We start from the raw sequence: 16,778 nt of genomic DNA, 5'->3' as shown, positions 1-16,778 counted from the left end.
TTTTACAATCGTGAAAAAAGAATAATAAATTTAATTTTTAGTCTATTTATAGTTTTATTTTATATTGTTATATATTGAAATTATTTAAATTTAATTCGGTTTTTTTTGGTTTTAATATTATACCCTATGATATTAGATTGTGAATGTTAATCTATAAAGACTATAAAAATAGTTGATAAAAAAATGGCTTGTATATATTCATGATCAATAAGTAACTTTAATAATTATAATTTATATGTGGGTGTGAATTAATTTTTTGTTTTAAACTTCTATTCGTATTTTATTTTGATAGGGTTGTTTTATTTTTATAATTAACCAATAAGTTGTTTTTTATATATTCTATCTATTTTATCGCTACTCGTCATACGCTAATTATTTCAATGTTAAACTAAGGATTTACAATGAAAGAAAGTAAACATGTTTTTTTTAATAAAGAGGCTCAAAATTTAACTAAACTGAAACCTATCGCTTTTTCAATTTTTATGACTATAGGTATGGTATCCATTGTGAACGCTAATACTATTTCAACAGAAGCGTTAACTGAGGTGGTTAAAAAAGAGAATGCTAAAGTTTTAAATATTGCCACGGTAAGTCATGGTAACTCATATAATACCTACGAAAATTTCGATATTTCCGAAGCAGGGTTGGTTATCAACAATAGTTCTGTAGATTCAGACACTCAACTGGCTGGTAAAGTACCTGGAAACAGTAATTTGGTGGAAGGTGAAGCCGATATAGTGCTTATTGATGTAAAATCGACTAAAGCAACGACACTTAATGGCATTATTGAAGTGACGGGAAAAAGTGCCAGAGTAATAGTTTCCAACCCATCAGGTATTAATTGTAGTAGCTGTACCTTTCTTAGTGCCAATCGTGCTGTTTTAACGACAGGTTCATTGGTACTTAAGGACAATGCATTAAGTGCATATAAAGTAGAAAAAGGCACTATTTCTATTAGTGGAAATGTTACATTTGATGATTCGCCCAGCAATATTGATTTAATTTCTCGCGATGTCGTCGTCGCGGGTATTGTACATGCAGAGGAAGCGGATTTACGGGTAACGACTGGCGCAAATGAAGTTAATGCAGAAAATGACAAAGTCACTGAAATCAAAGGAACAGGAACCGCACCTCGAACAAGTCTAAAAGTTGAAAAAGATGCTGAGATAAAAGCCAAAAAAATCACATTGGTGAGTACGGATGCTAAAGCCGCTTTTTCTAATCAAGGACAAGTAAGGGGAGGGGCTGATGGATTTATTATTGATAATAAAGGAGAGCTACTGAATAGCGCAGGTAAAATTGCTGCAAAAGGAACTGTAAATATCAATGTTGCGAGAGATATCAAAAATACGACAGGTAAAATTCAAAGCTCAAGTACAATTAACATTAATACTCAAGGTTCAAAATTAGTAAACTCTTCGAATGGCAATATTTCATCAAAAGGGTCGGTAACGATCGATAGTGGTGAGTTAAAAAATGATGCATCCTATATTGCAAGTGAGAGTAATATAATTATTAATACTAATGGTAAAAGCATTATTAATGACACGACATTAGGAGCCAGAGTTGGTATCGCGGCTATCGGTGATATTAAAATTGTGAGTGGTATATTCACTAATAATAATGGCCAAATTAAGTCGGAAGGTGATATAGATATTGATACAAACACTAAAGCATTTAATAATAAAAATAGCACTATAGATACAGATGGCAATATTTACATTAAAAGCGGGAAGCTAGATAATAATACAGCACGTATCCGTTCAGTGAATAAAGTCACTATTGATACTAACGGGAACAAATTATCAAATAATGGACTGACAGCAGATACAGCAAGTAATGATACACAAGGTATTTTAAGTGGTAAAGGTGGTATGTCTCTTAATATTGTTGGTTTGAGTAATGATAAAGGTATTTTGGCGAGTGAAGGTGACTTCGAGTTTACAAATATAGGTACGATATCTAACCAATGGGGGCAAATAAAGGCGGATGGGAAACTGCTATTTAAGAGTGATAGCGTAGATAACATGTATGGTGGCATTGCATCTAAAAATGGTGGTGATATCGTCATTACTAAAAAACTCGATAATCATTTTGGTGTCCTATTCTTCGAAGGTGAGAAAGCATTAATTAAGTCACCTACTATCGGGAATAGTAAAGGCATCATTAAAGGTGATAATATCAAAGTAGAAACAGAAACTCTAGATAATGACTCTGGCTTTATTGTTTCTGAAGTGAGTCTTGATGTTGCGGCCAATAATTTAAAAAATAGTCGTAGTTCTGGCTACAAAACAGAAATGGGGTTCTATATAGGCCAGCCGGATCAAGTTGGTGGTATTGTTAGTAAGAAATCAATGACATTGAAAGGTGAAAAATTATCATCGAACTCAGGTCGAATTATTACTGAAAAGGGTAATATGGTTCTTGATTTCAACCAATTGGAAAACGCTAGCAGTATGATTGCTTCTGAGCAAGAAATGGTTATTAAGGCTAATTCCTTGAATAACACCCATGGTACCGTATATGCAAAAGAGAAGTTAGAATTGACTACTGCAGAACTGAAGAATGTAAGTTCGGGTTCATTAGAAGCCAACACACTAACGGGTGTTATTGCGACTGACGGTATTACTGATATTCATATTACTAGTGATTTTAATAATTCTGGCGTTGTTTCTGGCATTAAGGGATTGAATATAAATATTGATGGTAAATTTGATAATAGTATTAAAAGCACACTATCAGGCAAAGATTCATTTATCTTGACCGTAAAAAAAGACATTGTTAATAAAGGAACTTTAAATTCAGACTTAAACAGCACGATCTCGGGCGTGAATATTACAAATGAAAAATCAGGCTCTTTAATTGGCAGGGAGGGGGTGAAAATAAATGCTTCTGGAAAATTTGTCAACAATGGCCGCTTAGTTGGACCAATCATTGAATAAATAAACTTCTTATAACAGAGGTGGCAAATAATTAGTTACCTCTATATTTTAACTATTATCTATTTTCGGAATCATATTATGATAAGGATAGGTACAGATATTATTGAAATCAATAGGGTTATTGTTGCCATAGAAAGGAGCAAAGATAGCTTAATTAAACGTTTATTCCAAGATGATGAAATTAATTATATTGAAGATGCATATGAAAATCCTCAACGAGTCGCTGGTTTATGGGCTGCAAAAGAAGCTGCAGTGAAAGCAGTCGGTATAGGGTTTAGGCTGGGGATTACATTTCATGATATTGAAATAAGTCATGATGAGTATGGTTGCCCTTACTATAAATTTAATGGGGCGATGCTTGAGATGATGAATAAAAAAAATATTCAAACGTCATCTCTAAGTATTTCGCATTGTCGTTCTTATGCGATAGCAACAGCACTATTAGGTGGGACACCATTATTATAGAGAGTATTATATGTTTATCTATTCGGATCTAAATAAAAAAAATGTAGTGGTAACAGGAGCGAATGGCGATATGGGGCTAGCAATCTGTGCTAAATATTTAGAACAGGGATGCAATGTTTATGCTATATATCATCGTTCTCGAGATTCTTTGGATAAATTGCAATTAAAAAATAAAAATAGTCATTGTTTATATATAAAACAATGTAATATCAAAGATGATAATTCAATAAATGAATTAGTAAATTTTTTAATCAAGGACGTCGGATATATTAATGTATTAGTGAATAATGCGGGGATTGTTAAAGATAATCTGTTTGCAACAATGAATGTTGATGATTTTTCAGAGGTTATTAGCACTAATCTAATTGGCATGTTTAGCATAACTAAAAAAATGTTAACTTTATTACGAAGTGCAGAAAAATCTACAATTATTAATGTTTCATCGATTGCCGGCATTATACCAAGTGTAGGACAAATTAATTATAGTTCTTCTAAAGCGGGGATTATTGGGTTTACTCATACTTTGGCTGCCGAGTTGGCAAGTAAAGGAGTACGAGTAAACGCGTAGCGCCGGGGATGATTGAATCAGCGATGGTGAAGAAAGTTTCCAGACAGGTTGTCCGTCAAGTTATCTCTACTATCCCATTGCAACGCCTAGGGGTAGCGAGCGAAGTCGCGGACGTAATCGTTTTTCTAAGCTCAGATGCATCCAGCTATATAGTTGGTCAAACTCTGGTCGTTGATGGTGGCATGGTAATGCGTTAAGAGATCAGCACATGGTTAATTATAATAATTCACTCGTTTCACCTGAGCTTTTTTTGAAACTAGGTGGTTGGAGACAACCAATCATAATGGTAGATAGGATCGTAGATTTTATACCGGGAAATAAAGCCTCAATAACGGTTATAAAACATATTACTTTTAATGATAATTATATTATAGGACATTACCCTGGCTCCCCGGTTATGCCTGGTGTAATGATTGCAGAGATATTTGGTCAGGCCAGTGAATATTTATCATTTATTAATGATTTTTGTAATAAATATAAAGATAGAACCGGTATTGAATTACATGGGTTCAACGAAATATCACGCGAAATAAATATGCCAGAATCAGAAATAATGTTAATAGAGCATAGGAAAAAAGTTAATGGTGTACTAGCCTCACAAAATTTAAAATTCACAAATGCAGTATACCCAGGGGATACAATCGAAGTGAAGAGTTCAGTCTCTTTTTCTGATGCCAATAAATTTAAACATTATTCCGTTGAGGCAAGAGTTGGGAGGCATATAGTTTGTCAAGGAACTATTGTCAATTATAGAGAGAGTTATTAGCAAAGGTTTAGATATTACTATGAATGAAAATTCAGCATTAGAAAAAATAGAACAACGAAAATTAATTTTGAATAAAGTAAAGTGTGGTTTAATTGAACGTTTAAATTTAAATAGAAAGCCTAATCAGATAGATGATGACACCCCATTATTTAGCACTGGCCTAAGACTAGACTCAGTAGATGCAACGGAAATTTTAGTTTTTATAAACGATGAGTTTGATATACAAGTTAGTGAAGGTGATGATCCTAGTTATATGCGTAATATAAATAATATGGTTTCTTTTATTCTAATGAAGAAGAGTTTTAAATAAATTTAAATATATAGGAATAAATATGGGGTCTATAGTTTCTGAAATAGAAGTAAATGGTTCACCTTTGGATGGGAGTAATCAGATGAATTTGATGGCTAATCAGTCTTGTATTAAAGATGAATACTATGCTGTACGCAATAATGTATTATTGGCTGATTATTCTCATTATGGTATTGCAAGAGTTATTGGTGAGGATGCATGGTTATTATTGAATTATATGATTTCAGCTGATCTTTCTTCTATTCGTGATGAACAATTATTATATGGGTTATTTTTAAATGATCTTGGTGAGATCATTAGTGACCTTTATGTCGCTTGCGATGATGAAAGCTATTTATTGATTTCTGAATGGTTGACAGGTGATGTGTTATCTAAAATGGTTAATGATGTTATAGAAAAAAAAAGGCGCGAAGGTCAACATTATAAAATTGAAACCGTAAAATCACTTAATTCTGAATGGAGTATGCTTTGCGTTGAAGGGCCGTATTCATGGGAATTGTTATCAGAAATATTCGGCTTGGATATTATTGGATTACCGTTTCATGAACATATGCATATTAATACAGAGCTTATTCTAATGCGTGGTGGCAAGCATGGTGAATTTTGTTATCACTTACTGGGTGAGAAAGCGGAGTTAGATAATATATGGGATAAAATACTCAAGTTAGCGGATAAATATGATTTAAAAACTAGCAGCTTGAGTTATTTAAATGATGTGAGATTAGAGAATCCATGTTGGGATCCTGATATTTTTAACGTGCACACACGATGCCCTATTGAATTACAAATGCAATGGGTGGTCAGCTATGATAAAGAAGAATTTATTGGACTAGAAGCAATTAAAGAAAGATTAAAATCTGGAGTAACAAAGCGAGTAATCGGCGCGAAGGTTACTAGTGATAATGGTAAAAAATTATTTGTTGGAAATAAAGTTTTATTTCATGGAAAAGAGATTGGTGTCGTTATTAATGTTGGTTTCTCGAGGGCGCTAGGTCAGTATATTGCACGATTATTAATAGAAAATGAATATGCTTATGCAGATATAGACGATTATATTATTAAATCAGATGACGTTACTGTTGAAATTGTTACTTCAAGTATTCCATTTATTTATAATTTAAGCCTGATGGTTAGTCCTATAGAACACAGTTATGTGGATAGAACACGAGCGCTGAGTTTTATTGAATAAGCATTATTTAAAATTATAAGAGCTCTACATATTAGCGTGAGCTCCAGAAGATAGGGTTTTAAAGGGATCTTGCATGAAAATAAAACGTCGTCGTGTCGTTATAACGGGTATGGGGATTCTTTCCGCACATGCAGAAAATATACCTGAATTTAAAAATGTATTACTGTCAATGGATTGTAGTGTTAAAGCAAGTAAAAGATATTCAAAATGGTTCGTCAATGCGAATGCCTCAGAGATAGAACAAGATATTGATTATTCGGATATTCGAAAAGATATAGTTGGGTTTTTGGATAATGCAGCGTTGTGGGCATACAAAGTTACCAGCGAGGCATTACAACAAGCTAATTTAAAAGATAATAAAGTAATATTAGATAATACAGCAATGATTGTCGGGGTATCTTCTGCGGGTACAGAAGCCTTTTTACCTCTATTTGAACAGCACGTAGAAGATTTTTCTATTAAGAAAGCTATTCTTTCTGGCGGCTTTTCGTCTTGCTGTTCAAGTGTATCCAATTTGCTTGGAATACGTGGTGGGGTTGAATTGGTTGCTACAGCCTGTACAGCGAGCACGAATGCAATTGGTATTGGATATGATTATATTCAAAATGGTAAACATCCTGTTGTATTAACAGTGGGGACTGAGCCGATTTATTTACCCACTTTTGCTGGTTTTTATGCTCTTAACGTCATGAAAAATACCCCTACGTCACCTTTTTCGGGCGAACCGGGTATGTCTATTGGGGAAGGTGCAGGGGCTTTAGTATTGGAGGATTACGAACATGCGCAGGCTCGTGGGGCAACGATTTATGGTGAAATAGTTTCATACGCGACTTCGTGCGATGCTTACCATGAAACAGGGCCTGAGCCTCGTGGCAGTGGTGCAGTCCAGGTAATGTTAAAGGCGATGCAAAATGCCGGTATTAGTCCTGATGACATTGATTATATAAATGCACATGGAACGGGAACGGAGGCTAATGATCGTATTGAAACTAGGTCAATGAAAAAAGTTTTTCCTAATATTGACAATATACCACTTAGCTCGACTAAATCTTATGTTGGCCATAATATCGGTGCCGCAGGTATAGTTGAAATAATTGCTTGTTTAATCACTACGATTGATAACAAAGTTTTGCCAACATTGAATTTCACAAAACCAAGGTTAAATTGTGATCTCAACTATGTTCCAAATCAATTCCAAGATAAAAAAGTTGGTTTATTTATGAGTAATAATTACGCCTTCGGCGGGAATAATTGCTCTATTGTAGCTAGTCCGCATTTATCAAAAAATGAAATATCAGAATATACCCCTAAGCGGGTTGTTATTACCGGTATGGGAGCGGTGACATCGGCTGGGAATAATATTAAAGAATTAATGCTTGCTGTACGGAATATGAAAGAGCCAAGTGAATTAGAGAAAATTGTATTTGGTCATGATGTCCGTAGTGACATAAGTAAATTAATGGCAGTGATTAAAAATGATTATGAATTCGAAAAAACATTAGGGCATCCATTCTATAATCAAGAAATTGAAGAAAAAATAAATCACCAATCAGGTCAGCACTCTGTTAGAAATATTAATCCTAAAAAATTACTACGTTGTTACGATCCGCGTAAAGCGATTCCTAGCGGAACATATGCTTTGATTGCGTTAACTGAGGCATTAGAGAATGCAGGCCGAAAAATAAAACGAGATGGTGAGAATATTGGTTTAATTATGGGAATGTCAAAGGGGCCTCAGAGCACCGTGAATCGCTATTTACAAAGTCTGATCCCGGATCCCAATAAAGTAAGGACATCCGAGTTTGCTGGAACTTTAATGAATGCAGTACCGACATTTTGCTCAATTTCTGCAGGTATAAAGGGCTATACAACCACATTAGCAACGGGAGTTAATGCGGGTTTAGGAGCTTTGACTTACGGTTATGAAATTATTCGGCAAGAATTACAGCCTCAAGTAATAGTCGGTGGAGCAGATGAAAATTTCGGTTCAATTTCTATATACATGCAATCGATGAATAAAAAGATGAATTTGACTTTAAACGCAGAAGATTTTCATATTTATAGCAAAGGCGCTAAAGGATATATTCCAGGTGAAGGTGCGAGTATGTTGCTGTTAGAAGACATGCAACATGCGAAAGATAGAAATGCAAAGATATATGCTGAAATAGTAGGTTACGGAAAAGCAAATGACAATTCATTTTTTGATGAGGAGCATACTAAAGCCAGTGAAAGTATCGACATTAGTGATCGTTCCAATGCATTGATTACCGCAATTGAGCGGGCATTAAAAGAAGCAAGAATAAATCCGAAAGATATTGATCTTGTCTGTGGTTCCAGTGATGGGAATAAATGGAACGATGCAACAGAAATTACTGCCATCCGCAATGTTTTTCAAACATCTTTAGCGGAGATTCCAGTTGTTAATTACAATGCAATATATGGTTTCGTCGAGTCATCAGTCGGTTTGCTAAATATATCCATTGTTGTAAATATTATGTGTACTGGTGTAATACCACCAATTCCATATACCTGCAATTTTATAGCGGATGATGTGAATTTTATTACTACTCCAACTAAAAAAAATATTAATTATGCATTGATAACCGGTTCATCGGAAGGGGGAAACCACTATGCAATAATTATCAGGAGGATGTTTTGAGTGATAAAACAATATTAAGTGGATGGGAAATAAATTTACCAACAATAAATGACTTTAATGAATTAATTACTCAGATTGCCGCAAATGAATGTGTTCTGGAAAATAAATGGCTTAATGACGAGGATTTAGTGGCTGAGCTTGAATTATCCGGAAATCCATCCGTGGTAACATATCATAACAAGCCGTACGCGTTAGATTGTTTTTTGAAGAAACTAATCGATAAATCATTAAAAAAGGCAAAGCTAGATAAAATGCAATTACAAGGAAGAAGAGTCAGATTTTATCTCACTGGCCACGGAATGAGGACCGATTTAAATAATTATCAGGGATTTTATGATAAAAACGATGTTGAGGACATCAACTATTCTCCTAGTATAAAAAAATTACATGCTAGGCATTATGCACAAGATCATCTCGCTAATGAATTATTACGATACTATGGTTTAACATGGCCTCCGATAAGTATATATAGCACCAGTAATTCGGCATTAATGGCTACTCATATAGGGAGTAAGTCGATTAATAATGGGGAACTTGATATTGTTGTTGTAATTTCCTGGTTAGATATCTACCTACAAGATATTTTATTTATAGATGGCCAAGATATGTTAGTGCAAGAGCATGCACAGCCTTTTAGTCCGGTTAGTGATGGCGCTATACTTTCGGAAGGTTATGCAGTATTAATTTTAGAAAGTGAATCTCATATTAATAAAAGAAAATTCTATCCTAGAGTCTATATCAATTATTCTGGCTGCATGCAAATTCATGGCGAGCGTAATAGTAATGTTTCCTTTTATACAATATCTAAAGTCATTGAAAATACGATGAAAACGCTAAAACTGAATGCATCAGAACTTGGTGCAGTATTTGCTCATGGCAATGGATCTATAATCAGCGATAAAGCAGAAGCTATGGCAATTGAAAATTTATTAAAAGATAATTTAGATATTCCAGTTTTGAGTTATAAAGGGCAAATTGGTTATATTTCAAATTGTTCAGGAATTATTGATTTAATGATTATGACTGAATCAATCTTAAATAAGAGGATACTGCCATCGATTAGTCATTATTCAATAATGAGCAATTTAAAATTTAATTTTTTTTCAGATACGGAACCATTGCCATATTTTAAAAAATGTATGCTGAAGTTGGGATTAGGAATGGATGGTTCAATTATTACTATGGTGCTTTCATCATATCAGGAATTAAATTAATGATAATGGATAATAAGAATAATATCCCTCAACAGACAATGAGTATAGCTGCATTTTCAATCGGTGAACCAGAGGAACCTATTATGCCATTTGTTCCATCATGGCATAATGTATGGGAGTCACATATGCTAAATTTAGCCAATAAAAGAACAGGGAGTCGCCATTGGGCATTCAGGAGGTATGGGGTTAATCATAAAATCTATGCTAATGAAGGAATAAGAAATACAAATTATCGGCCTTTTATCCATTCTATGGAACGATCTTGTGACCATGCTGTTTCAAAACTAAATATTAAAAATAAACTCTCACTGAAAAAGGGAAATAATGGTTTCATATATGTTGAATCATGGGGGGAATTAAGCACATTTGAAGACATTTCGAGTTGGCGAGATTCTTTTAACATAAATATAGTTCCTAAAAGTATATTGAAAAAATATGGAATAAGAGGTTTTTCTTGTAAAGTAAGAGGTGAACGTAACGGACTTATGTCAGCGCTACTATTAGCTCAAGATTTATTAAGTTGTAATGAGTTTGATAATATATTTATTTGCGGAGCTTTTAGAGCAATTCCTGTATTGGTTTTTAGTGAAATTGAAAATCAGCCCAAAAATTTGTTTAAAAAGCTGAATAATACCAATAATCAAATAAGTATTGAACGTACAGGATGTTTTATCTTGAATAAAGAAAAAAACAGCCATATGCAAATTTGTGTGAGAGATTATTTTATTTTACCAAAAGGGAATCGTAAAGCATCGGATTATCTATCAGATATCTGGAAACAATGCTTAAATTCAGGTGCGAAGTCATTATTTTCTACAGCGTTACCAACGGTAGAATTTAGAAAAATTCAAAAAATTGCATTTAAAAAATTGGAGGGACGAATTGAATTTCATCAATTAAATGATATTTATGGCGATAGTGGTTGTATGATGCCAGCATTAATGTGGGAGTATTTAAGTCATGTTCAGCCAACCAACTCTTATCATGCCATGACTGTCATTGATGGCGATAGAGGGGGCTGGCTCCTTGAGTTATGGGAAGCTAATTCGCAAGAATAAAATATCAATGAGGTGATTTTTTGACTCAATATCAACGTGTGAATAAAATACCAATTATTTCTTTATGTAATATTATTAAATTTTTTGGCGATGATTTTTATGAAAACATAAGCTTTGATAAAATAAGCTTAGAAATATATTCAAATGAATTTATTGTTATTACAGGTTCCAGTGAATACGAAAGAATTAAACTGCTTAATATTATTTCAGGGATTGATAGTCATTATATAGGGCATGTTTATTTGATGGGGAGTTATTTGTCTTCTCTAAATGAACTGGAGTGTTCAATATTACGTAATAAATTCATTAGCTTAATTTATAAGCACCCTTGTTTATTGTCGACGTTAACAATTTATGAGAATGTTTCTTATCCCCTATTATTAAAGGGAATGAACGAACGTAATGCTAAGAATCATATACTAAAAATAATGGAGTATATTGGTATCAATCAATTTGCTGATAAACTACCAAAAGAATTACCTCCCTTATTGTTGTACAAAGCCGCTATTGCTAGAGCACTGATAACGAATCCTAAACTGATTATCGCCTATGAGCCTATAGTATATTTTGATGCAAATCATAGTGAGCAATTGGTTGAACTATTAATTAATATCAAACAAGAGTTAGGGACCTCGGTCATTATTTCCACTCATAATGATGCGATAACATCAAAAGTGAATAGAGTTTTAGAGCTGGAAAATGGAAAACTAAAAAATGTTAAATTTACTAATTAATAAAAATGCATTTGTTTTATATATTTTATCCTTTGGGGGTATATTCTTAATACCTTCTGTTCTTTATGGAAATGATTTCAAAGATAAGCTTCATGGTAATAAGTTGGAAAAGTTATTATCAATTAATGAATACATGAAATTTGATACTTTAATTGCAATAACTAATGAACTAGATAAAAATATTAAATTGAAAAATAAGAGTATTGAAAAAATTTTCTATGGTTATGGGATGCTATTTATTTCTGATATATATGTTAAAGAAAATAAACCAGCTAATGCAGCTGAATCAGTTAAGAAGGCATTTTACTCTATCGATGAGGCTGTAGAATCAAATAATAATCAATGGCAGCTGAAGTATTTACGGCTACGTATGGATGCGTTTGTTCCTCAAGCGTTAGGTCGTTGTGTGGTCGCAATTGCGGATAGTCGTGCGTTAATGAGAAATACTAGTGTCGCTCAAGAACTTTTATCTATGCTTGAATATATGCAAGCTAGGGCATTAATGAATTGTAATCGAAAAGATGAATCTGAAATGCTGATGAGAAAACTATTTTTACAAAATGATATGGGAAGAACATTTTCTCAATATGGCTATACTGGTGTGCCTCCTTGGTCAGTATCAGAAATTGAGTCTATATTCCCTCCATTAGTATAAGAGGGTGATTAATGGCTACTTTATTAGATGTGATTATTTTTAGCCTTGTGATTATCGTTGTTCTATATACATTTTTAGTTAAGTCTACTGATGCTAAATATTTATTTTTGATTTTCAAAAACAACTTTAGAGTGAATATATTTTTATTAATGATTATCATTTTTTTTTATGTTGTTTCATTTCTGTGCGGTGGGTTTTTAAATCATCTGATTGTTCAGTTAGAGGAGCATACAGCTAGAACAAATATTGGTCATATCCAAATATACCAAAAAGGATATCTCGATAGTTCCCGGAATGAAAATATGAAGTATCTTATAGAAAAGCCATCAGAAATAATAACGCTATTAAATGAAAACGATGATTTGAATAGTTTAATATCAAATATTGCAGAGCAGTTAGTATTTTCTGGGTCTATACACAATGAAGAAATAAATACTTCAACTTATTTTAGAGCTATTGCTATAGAGCCGTTTGAGTCTATAAAGTTTGGGGCTTATGACCTTACTATCTCTGGTAGTGATTTGTCGAAAGTTAATCACCAAGAGATAACATTAGATTCAAAATTAGCGGGTTCAGTGGGTTTAAGCTATGGTTCTAAGGTGGAGTTACGGATTATTGATAGTTTAGGACGGGAAACTAAAACCAATACCCGAGTCAGGGGGGTTTTTCAAGCAGGAGTCAAAAGTTCTGATTATGGAATGTTAAAAATTCCTATAGAAACTGCACGTAAAATTTTAAAGACCAGTTCAGCAAGCACGGTGAGTCTATTTCTTAACGATGTAACAAAAACAGAACAGACGTTGGCTATCATTAATAATATAATAGAACAACATCAACTTGAATTAGAAGCATTGCCTTGGAATAAATTATCAGACCATGCTAGTGTGACAATTAAATTTTTTTCAGTAATATTTTTATTTATTAAATTATTAACATTAATAATTTCATTTTCTTTGGTTGGTCTTATTCTGATGATTAGTATTGGATCACGTTATGACGATATTAATGTATTGGCAAGTATAGGCGCGAATCAGTTCTACCTCGCTCGTATGGTTATTTTTGAAGGTGTTTGCTTAGCTTTAATTATTTCTTTTTTAAGTTTTATTATAAGTATTTCTATTTCTTATTTAATAAATATAAATGGCATAAATATTACATCGGAAAAAACAGCTGGGGATAGTTATCAAGCATATATTGTGTGGGGTAAATGGTCTGATTTTATCTTAATTTTAGTTATATTTCCTATTATATCGACTATTACGGCATTGATTTATCCAGTATATAAAATGTTATGCGTTAGAGTTAATTTTAGATAAGGATGGAAATATATAGGGAGAATAAATTAGCATTTAAATAGAAATTTGGATTTAGGTTGTAAATTATTTTAATAATACCAACAAAAATAAAGTGATAATTAGGAGGGTTACGAATTGTTAAAGTTAAAAGAAAATATTTTTTTGAATATAAAAGATGAGTGGGTTTTTTTATTTTCCGGGCAAGGATCTCCAAGTTTGGGAATGGGGGCCAACGTCCGTGATATTTCAATAAATACATCGCGCGTTTGGGATTGTGCTAGTGATATCTCTGGCATCGATATAAGAAAACTTTGTATTAAAGGTCCTATGAGCAAGCTTATTCAAACACGTTATCAACAACTCGCAGTTACAACGATTAATATTGCGACACTCACTTTATTAAGAGAGAAATTTTCAATTAATGAGCAAGGGTATTCAGGACATAGCGCAGGTGAATATTCAGCCTTATATGCTGCTGGGGTAATGGATATGGAAACATTATTTAAAGCAATAGATAAACGCTCTATTATCATGCAGTCACTTGCAAGGGAGAAAAAAGGAGCGATGTATGTTGTTAAGAAATATAGCTATAATAAACTTTGGGAACTCATTGAGTATTTAGGGTTAACCCCATTTGTCAATATATGTTGTGATAATAGTAATAATCAACAAGTCATTGGTGGTAGGTTAGAAGAAGTTAAAGTACTCGTCAATTACTTACTCTTAAATCATATTGAAGTTATTAAATTATCAGTGAATGGTGCGTGGCATTCAGAGTTAATGCGTGATGGAAAACGGCCATTAAGAGAATACTTAGAGAAACTCGATTTCGCTAAGCCAAAAAAAACTATTATAATGAACGTATCTGCCCTTAATATTTCTAACAAAATTGATATTAAAAATCAATTGATTAATCAGTTAACCGATACAGTCAAATGGCAAGATACAATAAAAGAATGGGTGAAAATTGGGCACGGAAATTTCCTTGAAGTTGGTAGTAAAAAAACACTTCTACCTTTAATTGATGAAATTTTTCCTAACAATAACTTTAATAAAAGATATACCAGCGAATTTATTTGATATCTCTTAATGCTAGTGATATTAGGGAGTGAACATGTTACCAAGCTGTAGCTATTATATAAAAAAACATCATTTTACTATTCTTAAACCAATTATAATAACCTCATTGACATTGGCATTGTGCTTTATTAATAATGTTGAGTGTTTATCTTTCTCAGAGTTGTATTTTGGCATAACAGCTATTTCGACATCAATTATTTGGAATGTGTCGGAATATTATAATTCGTATTGGGTTTATTGTGTTTTTTCGGGTAAATTCAAGATGAATAAAATTAACCGAAAATTATTAACAATAAAAAAGAATTTGTGGATTTGCAGAGTAATGTCTTTTTTATCATCTCCACTACAATCTTCTTTTTTATTATGTGTGATTATTTTGGGTATTACTTTTGTTATATGGCCATACGGAAAGGATAATGTTCGGTTGATGGTCTTCTGCCTTGGAGCTCTTGTATCACCGTTACTTATTTGGTGTATTATACGGTTTACATATTTACATCATCTCTCTATAGCTAGCGATAAAATAAAAAATTATATTCGTGGTGAACCAATCACTTGTAGGAAAGTGATTAAAATTGATTACATCGTAATAAAAGAAATTTTTTTCAGTGTTATTGTAATTTTAGCAATTGTTCTACCTATTAAACATAAAAAAGAATTTGATTTGGGGCAGGGGTATGCAAGCCCAAGTTTTATTGTCGCATTAATCATATTAATATATTGTATACTGGGCATCATGCTATTTTTATCTAGAGGTTCCCAAATAAATTTTCTCGTGGGGAAAATATTACTATCTGAAGTTAATTTTGATTATAACTTTACTCATGGTTCTGGGGGATATTCTTTTCATGCAAAAAATATTTATCTTCGATTGCTAATTTGGATGTGTACCATCTTTATACTAGTCACTATATTTTGTTTGGTTTTTGAATTGCTGAATATACCAGTCTGTTTTACTTATATATTTTTCACTTGTCTTATCCCAACAATTATTATTTATAGAGTAGAAAGGGTTATCCATTGGCGGCATGATTTTAACCTTGCATCTGATATATGCCTGCGAATAAATGCAGTTAATCAGGCTGCTACTCATAGATAATGGAATACTTAGGAAAAAGCTAAATCTAAGCTTCTATTTATTTTATTTATAGATGTTAGATGTTCTAATAAAATAGTTAACGATAATCGAGTGCATGAACTTGAGCTTAATTTTTCAAAGGAGCTCTATAGAACGTGAACGTCAAATATAGGGTCGATATTATTAGTCACATGTATTATCACCAATGAATGACCAATGTAAGGAATTGCTAATGACTTTTCCTGATGAACGAATATATCCCTCTTCACTTAGTTTTATAAGTAAATGTCTAGTTTTGTAAATGCTAAACTGACAATACTCAGAAATCTCTCTAGTTGTAGGCCAATGACTTTCATCTTGCTGAGAAAATTGTTTAATATTTTCTATTTTTACTGGTTGCCGTTGATTCAATGTTTTAACTGCATCTAGTATGAGAGATAATTCAAAGTTATTAATTTTTCGGCACTTTTTCGTGGTTACGGTTTCATTGCTCATAATAGTTCCTTTCAAAAAAGTATTTATATCACTTGATAATGAAAATTGGGTCATAAGGTTATTATTTAAATATTGAACTAATATTTCCTTTAGATATGCCCATCTATATAGAGAAGGCAAATAGATACCCATAATATGGAACATAACTAAATAATATTTAAAGCTAAATATTATGACTTAAGGAGGTTGCTATTCATATATATTATTAAGGCATTTTCGGAATAATTCAATAGTGTTTTAGCTAATAAATGAGAACAGAATATTGTATCG

14 protein-coding genes and 1 pseudogene are annotated in these 16,778 nt (G+C 32.7%); 14 read left to right on the top strand and 1 reads right to left on the bottom strand.

From position 1 onward, the window contains the following. The first annotated feature begins 401 nt into the window (after nt 1–401). The 14 genes and pseudogenes from P3L37_RS14465 (at nt 402) to P3L37_RS14400 (ending at nt 16,034) form a co-directional block, all read left to right on the top strand. Complete coding sequence (locus tag P3L37_RS14465; protein ID WP_109912865.1) at nt 402–2,942, top strand: filamentous hemagglutinin N-terminal domain-containing protein; 2,541 nt, start codon at nt 402–404, stop codon at nt 2,940–2,942. 78 nt (nt 2,943–3,020) lie between these two features. Next, on the top strand, nt 3,021–3,407 hold the full coding sequence (acpS, locus tag P3L37_RS14460; protein WP_238562695.1) for a holo-ACP synthase: 387 nt from the start codon (nt 3,021–3,023) through the stop codon (nt 3,405–3,407). A gap of 10 nt (nt 3,408–3,417) precedes the next feature. Continuing rightward, nucleotides 3,418–4,172: pseudogene (gene fabG / locus P3L37_RS14455) on the top strand (3-oxoacyl-ACP reductase FabG). Nucleotides 4,173–4,183: 11 nt separating this feature from the next. Next, nucleotides 4,184–4,741, top strand: coding sequence for a 3-hydroxyacyl-ACP dehydratase FabZ family protein (locus tag P3L37_RS14450; RefSeq protein ID WP_109912863.1), 558 nt, complete (start codon nt 4,184–4,186; stop codon nt 4,739–4,741). A 19-nt stretch (nt 4,742–4,760) separates the two neighbouring features. Further along, nucleotides 4,761–5,051 (top strand): acyl carrier protein, encoded by a 291-nt coding sequence (locus tag P3L37_RS14445; protein WP_109912871.1) that lies wholly within the window; start codon nt 4,761–4,763, stop codon nt 5,049–5,051. 22 nt (nt 5,052–5,073) lie between these two features. Beyond that, complete coding sequence (locus P3L37_RS14440; protein WP_109912862.1) at nt 5,074–6,240, top strand: aminomethyltransferase family protein; 1,167 nt, start codon at nt 5,074–5,076, stop codon at nt 6,238–6,240. 73 nt (nt 6,241–6,313) lie between these two features. After that, complete coding sequence (locus P3L37_RS14435) at nt 6,314–8,899, top strand: beta-ketoacyl-[acyl-carrier-protein] synthase family protein (RefSeq protein WP_109912861.1); 2,586 nt, start codon at nt 6,314–6,316, stop codon at nt 8,897–8,899. Further along, nucleotides 8,896–10,113, top strand: a complete 1,218-nt coding sequence (locus P3L37_RS14430) for a beta-ketoacyl synthase N-terminal-like domain-containing protein (RefSeq protein ID WP_109912860.1) — start codon at nt 8,896–8,898, stop codon at nt 10,111–10,113. Before P3L37_RS14435 ends, P3L37_RS14430 begins: the two co-directional genes overlap by 4 nt. Then, the gene (locus P3L37_RS14425) at nt 10,113–11,171 is read left to right on the top strand and encodes an ATP-binding protein (protein WP_109912859.1); all 1,059 of its coding nucleotides are present in this window, start codon (nt 10,113–10,115) and stop codon (nt 11,169–11,171) included. The genes P3L37_RS14430 and P3L37_RS14425 overlap by 1 nt, the downstream gene beginning before the upstream one ends. A 20-nt stretch (nt 11,172–11,191) precedes the next feature. After that, nucleotides 11,192–11,905, top strand: coding sequence for an ATP-binding cassette domain-containing protein (locus P3L37_RS14420; RefSeq protein WP_109912858.1), 714 nt, complete (start codon nt 11,192–11,194; stop codon nt 11,903–11,905). After that, nucleotides 11,886–12,560, top strand: coding sequence for a hypothetical protein (locus P3L37_RS14415; RefSeq protein WP_109912857.1), 675 nt, complete (start codon nt 11,886–11,888; stop codon nt 12,558–12,560). Before P3L37_RS14420 ends, P3L37_RS14415 begins: the two co-directional genes overlap by 20 nt. 11 nt (nt 12,561–12,571) lie before the next feature. Then, nucleotides 12,572–13,876: an ABC transporter permease gene (locus tag P3L37_RS14410; protein WP_109912856.1), complete on the top strand. Its 1,305-nt coding sequence runs from the start codon at nt 12,572–12,574 to the stop codon at nt 13,874–13,876. A 114-nt stretch (nt 13,877–13,990) separates the two neighbouring features. Then, nucleotides 13,991–14,935 carry an ACP S-malonyltransferase gene (locus P3L37_RS14405; protein ID WP_109912855.1) on the top strand — a complete coding sequence of 315 codons (945 nt, stop codon included), beginning with the start codon at nt 13,991–13,993 and terminating at the stop codon, nt 14,933–14,935. Nucleotides 14,936–15,197: 262 nt separating this feature from the next. Beyond that, nucleotides 15,198–16,034 (top strand): hypothetical protein, encoded by an 837-nt coding sequence (locus P3L37_RS14400; RefSeq protein ID WP_162598860.1) that lies wholly within the window; start codon nt 15,198–15,200, stop codon nt 16,032–16,034. A 162-nt stretch (nt 16,035–16,196) separates the two neighbouring features. Here P3L37_RS14400 and P3L37_RS14395 read toward each other — a convergent pair whose 3' ends face one another. Continuing rightward, complete coding sequence (locus P3L37_RS14395) at nt 16,197–16,508, bottom strand: hypothetical protein (RefSeq protein WP_109912853.1); 312 nt, start codon at nt 16,506–16,508, stop codon at nt 16,197–16,199. Nucleotides 16,509–16,778: the final 270 nt, after the last annotated feature.

Source organism: Providencia sp. PROV114 (genome assembly GCF_032704305.1).
In the GTDB taxonomy this organism is placed as follows: Bacteria; Pseudomonadota; Gammaproteobacteria; order Enterobacterales; family Enterobacteriaceae; genus Providencia; species Providencia rettgeri.
Note: the sequence above shows the minus strand (reverse complement) of the source record. Positions and strands in the feature narration are given on the sequence as shown.

Coding starts and splice junctions, on each gene's coding strand:
- P3L37_RS14445 (WP_109912871.1), top strand. CDS start 4,761: ATGAATGAAAATTCAGCATTAGAAAAAATAGAACAACGAAAATTAATT.
- P3L37_RS14410 (WP_109912856.1), top strand. CDS start 12,572: ATGGCTACTTTATTAGATGTGATTATTTTTAGCCTTGTGATTATCGTT.
- P3L37_RS14440 (WP_109912862.1), top strand. CDS start 5,074: ATGGGGTCTATAGTTTCTGAAATAGAAGTAAATGGTTCACCTTTGGAT.
- P3L37_RS14425 (WP_109912859.1), top strand. CDS start 10,113: ATGATAATGGATAATAAGAATAATATCCCTCAACAGACAATGAGTATA.
- P3L37_RS14415 (WP_109912857.1), top strand. CDS start 11,886: ATGTTAAATTTACTAATTAATAAAAATGCATTTGTTTTATATATTTTA.
- P3L37_RS14435 (WP_109912861.1), top strand. CDS start 6,314: ATGAAAATAAAACGTCGTCGTGTCGTTATAACGGGTATGGGGATTCTT.
- acpS (WP_238562695.1), top strand. CDS start 3,021: ATGATAAGGATAGGTACAGATATTATTGAAATCAATAGGGTTATTGTT.
- P3L37_RS14450 (WP_109912863.1), top strand. CDS start 4,184: ATGGTTAATTATAATAATTCACTCGTTTCACCTGAGCTTTTTTTGAAA.
- P3L37_RS14395 (WP_109912853.1), bottom strand. CDS start 16,508: ATGAGCAATGAAACCGTAACCACGAAAAAGTGCCGAAAAATTAATAAC.
- P3L37_RS14400 (WP_162598860.1), top strand. CDS start 15,198: ATGAATAAAATTAACCGAAAATTATTAACAATAAAAAAGAATTTGTGG.
- P3L37_RS14465 (WP_109912865.1), top strand. CDS start 402: ATGAAAGAAAGTAAACATGTTTTTTTTAATAAAGAGGCTCAAAATTTA.